Source organism: Escherichia sp. MOD1-EC6842, from assembly GCF_002965705.1.
Classification (GTDB): Bacteria; Pseudomonadota; Gammaproteobacteria; order Enterobacterales; family Enterobacteriaceae; genus Escherichia; species Escherichia ruysiae.
In genome coordinates, this window is the sequence record NZ_PTRF01000039.1 from 1 (window position 1) to 5,057 (window position 5,057).

The window sequence follows — 5,057 nt, forward strand, 5'->3', positions numbered from 1 at the left end:
CCTGGCTTCATCACTGTCGATGTTGAATTCGATGAGCTTGTATTACCCTGACCACCATTATTACCGTGTCCGGAGCCTCCCCCCCAGTGAACACCACTATTATTATGTCCACCTTGCTGATTCAAATTCGCCCCTGTTCCCCCCATAGATTCACCGGCAGTTGGGCCATATCCACCAAGTTCTTTCGCCATAAAAAATACCTCTTTGACATTAAAAATAAATAGTTAAAACCACAATACTGTATATATAACCACTGGTTTTATATACAGCTTAAAATTACGCCGCTGCGTTTTCCCTGTCAACCCTGTGGATTTTCATTTTTGTGAAAACGTTCAAAAAAAAAGCCCCCCACACCACGAGCTATTCCCGCCCGATGCCACAAAAACCAGCACAAACATTACCGTTCTCCGGCCTCAGTATGTTTTACTGAAACCATGATATGAGACACCTATGGGACACTGTCACTTTATGGCATGGCACACACTCCAGGACGCACTGAAAATGACGGGCAGATCGCGTTCACAGTTTTACCGTGATATGCGCGCAGGCCTTGTCAGTTACCGTACAAGCCAGGACGGACGACGGGAGTTTGAAACCAGTGAACTGATCCGGGCATACGGCGAATTAAAGCGGAATGAGACACCAGAAAGGCACACTGCGGGACAGGCAGAAAAACCTCATGATCAGCAGACAGAACGCATTCTCCGGGAGCTGAACGAGCTGAAACAATGCCTGACGCTGATGCTTGAGGATAAACAAGCTCAGGATACGGAGCGCCAGCGCCAGGAAGCAGAACGGGAACAGCTACAGAATGAGATAGCCCAGCTCAGGCAGGCGCTGGAGCAGGAAAAGAAACGGGGAGTCTGGTCCAGGTTGTTCGGTCGCTGAACGCACTCAGAGACTGATGATAAGATAGCCATCAGATAATAACTCACCGAAAATAAATACTTTAAGGTAAGGAGACTCGCATGAAACGTTCTGGCGGCACACGCTATATGTATCTTAGCGCCCTGATAACTGTGGCAGCAGCCCTCACGGCCTGTACCCCAAAAACCAGCCTGGAACAACATACCCGGCATTATGTTTATGCTTCAGATGATGGGTTTGATCCTAACTTCTACACCAAGAAAGCTGACACCACACGGATGATGATTCCGTTCTTTCAGCAGTTCCGGGAGATGGGGGTGAAAGACAAAGCAGCTGGAGTATCAGCAGAAACGGCACAGCAACGCATAAAAGAATTCCACTCTGAAGAATTCCTTCAGTCACTGAGAACCACAACCACCTTTGCGGGCAGAAAATACACGAACGGTGATATGCCATCACCGGAAAAAATGAAGCTGCTGGCTGACACGATTTCTGCGGTTTATCTTGATGGCTACGAGGGCAGGCAGTAAAGGGAGACATTTACCATAATCCCTTAATTGTACGCACCATTAAAACGCGTTGAGCGCGATTCTGACGCAGGCACCGCAAAAAGAAATGCTTACCCCCAGGAAAACCGGAAAAATGCGTCAGGATCGTTTTCAGGGCGTTGCATGACTATGCACGAAACTGAATAGCGATCTGTTTGGGCGCATACGGTGCCCATGAGGCACATTTTCGGACATTTTCAGTTCGTGAATCCCTGGCTCATTGCTACATATCCGGGCAGACACCCCTGGCAGCGCCCCCAGGGATGTGATGTAAAAAAGGCGACGCGCCCCTAGGGGCGCCCCTACATTAATTAACTGTTTTTTCTACAGATAGTCAGTACTGACCCTAAGTAGGGTCGTCATAGCGTCGCCATAGGGTCGTCGACGACGTGCTTTTGTATAAATCTGAATAAGAAAATACATTTTTAAAACCATAACAACATGATTTAAAAAGCAAATCAGAAAAAAGTTGGTTTTGCGTGGGGTGTGGGCATTTCAGGCATGAGAACAGACTCGCGTTTTTCTGGAAGAACTGCGGGGATTTTTGATTAAACAATACTCACCGCAGAGCGAGATTTTATGCAACAGCGGCTGTACTGCACAGGAATTATTTATCAGTTGATATGCCGTGCCATGATATTGCTATTGCCGAAAGGGACGTCGTTTTACGGCGTTTTCCCTATCCTGCATCGCACTGGCCGCGTTCGAATGTTTGCGCCCCTGACTAACCGCTCACTCAGCTTTATCACTCTCGCCTGCGTCACAGTTATCATGCTCCCATGAACAGAAATTCCCTTACACGGAGACATCAGACCAGTGACCAAACAGGAAAAAACCGCTCTGAACATGGCGCGCTTCATCAGAAGCCAGACATTAACGCTGCTGGAGAAGCTCAACGAACTGGACGCAGATGAACAAGCAGATATCTGTGAATCGCTTCACGACCACGCCGATGAGCTTTACCGCAGTTGCCTCGCACGTTTCGGGGATGACGGTGAAGCCCTCTGACACATGCAGCTCCCGGAGACGGTCACAGCTTGCCTGTGAGCGGATACCGGGAGCAGACAAGCCCGTCAACGGGTTTTAGCGGGTGTCGGGGCGCAGCCATGACCCAGTCACGTAGCGATAGCGGAGTGTATACGGGCTTAACCATGCGGCATGTCCAGTGTGAAATGCCGCACAGATGCGTAAGGAGAAAATGCCAGTTCAGGCGCTCTTCCGCTTCCTCGCTCACTGACTCGCTGCGCTCGGTCGTTCGGCTGCGGCGAGCGGAGTCCACTCACTCAAAAGCTGTAATACAATTATCCACAGAATCAGGGGATAACGCCGGAAAGAACATGTGAGCAAAAGACCAAGAACCGGAAGAAAGCCGCACCACTGGCGTTTTTCCATAGGCTCCGCCCCCCTGACGAGCATCACAAAAATTGACGCTCAAGTCAGAGGTGGCGAACCCCGACAGGACTATAAAGATACCAGGCGTTTCCCCCTGGAAGCTCCCTCGTGCGCTCTCCTGTTCCGACCCTGCCGCTTACCGGATACCTGTCCGCCTTTCTCCCTTCGGGAAGCGTGGCGCTTTCTCATAGCTCACGCTGTTGGTATCTCGGCTCGGTGTAGGTCGTTCGCTCCAAGCTGGGCTGTGTGCACGAACCCCCCGTTCAGCCCGACCGCTGCGCCTTATCCGGTAACTATCGTCTTGAGTCCAACCCGGTAAGACACGACTTAACGCCACTGGCAGCAGCCACTGGTAACCGGATTAGCAGAGCGATGATGGCACAAATGGTGCTACAGAGTTCTTGAAGTTGTGGCCCGACTGCGGCTACACTGGAAGGACAGTATTTGGTATCTGCGCTCTGCTGAAGCCAGTTACCTTCGGAAAAAGAGTTGGTAGCTCTTGATCCGGCAAACAAACCACCGTTGGTAGCGGTGGTTTTTTTGTTTGCAAGCAGCAGATTACGCGCAGAAGAAAAGGATCACAAGAGGATCAGTGATGCAAACTCACGATTTCTTCACTTGGATACCGACACCTGAGTTAGATGACGAAAATGAACCACCTGAATTACCTTTAATATTATTCATCTGACATGCAACCAAACAAAATGATATGATTACAACACCTACAAAAAACATTTTCTTCATGTATACTCCTTTATATAAAAACAAGATAGTGAGACATTAACATATGAACAAGAAATTCTATTTCTCTCGTTTATTATGGGGTCTATTTCCTATACTTATCGCAATATATAACTTATTCCACGAACCATTGACATCAAAAACAATACAAATATCAATCATATATATACTCAGCGGAATACTTCTTCCTGTATCTATGTACACTGTAAAAACAGTAGCATTAAGATATACATCAATACAGTTTTGGAACCCCACTTGGTTAAACTCCAATGGGGTTAATCGATTTTACGTTATATATGTGTTTTTTTGTGTTATTTTCGCAATCCCATTCAGCATTATTTATCTTTTTATAGATAAGGACAAGCTGGTCAAAAAAAATGACCAGCTTAACAACCATTAAATACCTAGTTGCGAGTTAATTTCATTAACTAACTGCTCATCAAAAAAAGAGCCTGCTAAAGCCACAAGGACACCAAAACCAACAATCCCCATAGGAACTCCTGTAATAATAGAAAAAACAATTGCAGAAATAGCCACGGCTGCACGATTTGCGGTAATAATTTCTAGTTTAACAAAAACAGGTCGCCAATTATCTGTTGTCAATGCATTTTTAAGTTCAACAAGAATATCAGCCAGATCAATAGCATTTCCTAAATAACCAAATGCTTTACTATATTTAGCTAAACTGTTTGCTGTATTCGTAGCATCTAATGCCTGAATTCCTGCGACAATAGCGGCACGATCAGCAGAATTAAACTTATCACCCAAAGAACTTCTATACCGATCAAATGCAGCCAAAGCATCATCAACACCACGAATAGTTTTTCCATTAGCTTTATCAGCCAAACTTTTCGCTAATAATTCAGCTTTCTCACCATACTTTTCTGTTACTTTTTCATAGAAAGTAGCTGTATAGGCAACAGCATCCTTTATTTTATCCACATCGCTTTTCAATGTGTTTTTGTAATCATATAACTTGCTAATATCAGCATCCAACTGATTAGATTTTCTTTGTAACTCATCAACATCCCTTTCAAGATCAGTAATTCCATGATAGGAGTGATGCTTGAATATTTTTTTCATCTCCTCTATTTTTTTATTTTTTTCACTAATCTGCGCAGCAATCTGATTTTTCTGGTTCTGCTTTTCATCAATCAGAGCACTCACCATCTTAGAACTTTTCTCCATATCACTGGCTCGAGTTTCTGGAGATACTGCATTAACAGCAGTGATGTTATTATCGTGATTATTTCCTGTCGCCTTGGTAAAAAGTGATGGCATATCACTAATTAAAGAGTTAAGAACTCTGGAGACCCCCCCTAATGGATTATCAACCAAAGAAGAATTATCTTCTGTCATAACAACACCATTCATCACCGGGAGACCATCTTTATTAATAACAACATCTCCCCACGGGGTTAGATATGACTCACCTGGCTTCATCACTGTCGATGTTGAATTCGATGAGCTTGTATTACCCTGACCACCATTATTACCGTGTCCGGAGCC

Annotated in this window: 6 protein-coding genes and 1 pseudogene; 4 read left to right on the forward strand and 3 right to left on the reverse strand. The window is 45.4% G+C overall.

Translation table 11 applies throughout. The features are described 5' to 3' along the window. Nucleotides 1–191 (reverse strand): annotated as a pseudogene (locus A7Z29_RS22750) (colicin-like pore-forming protein); the annotation flags it as partial. 259 nt (nucleotides 192–450) lie between these two features. Here A7Z29_RS22750 and A7Z29_RS22755 point away from each other — a divergent pair. The 4 genes from A7Z29_RS22755 to A7Z29_RS24125 all read left to right on the forward strand — a co-directional run bounded on the left by A7Z29_RS22755 (nucleotide 451) and on the right by A7Z29_RS24125 (nucleotide 3,212). Further along, nucleotides 451–888, forward strand: a complete 438-nt coding sequence (locus A7Z29_RS22755) for an entry exclusion protein 1 (RefSeq protein ID WP_170981958.1) — start codon at nucleotides 451–453, stop codon at nucleotides 886–888. An 80-nt stretch (nucleotides 889–968) separates the two neighbouring features. Continuing rightward, nucleotides 969–1,397: an Exc2 family lipoprotein gene (locus tag A7Z29_RS22760; protein ID WP_042089515.1), complete on the forward strand. Its 429-nt coding sequence runs from the start codon at nucleotides 969–971 to the stop codon at nucleotides 1,395–1,397. A gap of 834 nt (nucleotides 1,398–2,231) precedes the next feature. Next, entirely contained in the window at nucleotides 2,232–2,423 is a 192-nt protein-coding gene (locus A7Z29_RS22775) for a Rop family plasmid primer RNA-binding protein (RefSeq protein ID WP_001401730.1), read from the forward strand. A gap of 630 nt (nucleotides 2,424–3,053) precedes the next feature. Beyond that, nucleotides 3,054–3,212: a hypothetical protein gene (locus tag A7Z29_RS24125; RefSeq protein WP_001314450.1), complete on the forward strand. Its 159-nt coding sequence runs from the start codon at nucleotides 3,054–3,056 to the stop codon at nucleotides 3,210–3,212. A 198-nt stretch (nucleotides 3,213–3,410) separates the two neighbouring features. Here A7Z29_RS24125 and A7Z29_RS23445 read toward each other — a convergent pair whose 3' ends face one another. Both A7Z29_RS23445 and A7Z29_RS22800 read right to left on the reverse strand, forming a co-directional pair. Next, nucleotides 3,411–3,551 carry a colicin release lysis protein gene (locus A7Z29_RS23445; RefSeq protein WP_153276082.1) on the reverse strand — a complete coding sequence of 47 codons (141 nt, stop codon included), beginning with the start codon at nucleotides 3,549–3,551 and terminating at the stop codon, nucleotides 3,411–3,413. A 393-nt stretch (nucleotides 3,552–3,944) separates the two neighbouring features. Continuing rightward, nucleotides 3,945–5,057: colicin-like pore-forming protein (locus A7Z29_RS22800; RefSeq protein ID WP_153276081.1), on the reverse strand; the 1,113-nt coding region annotated here is incomplete at its 5' end.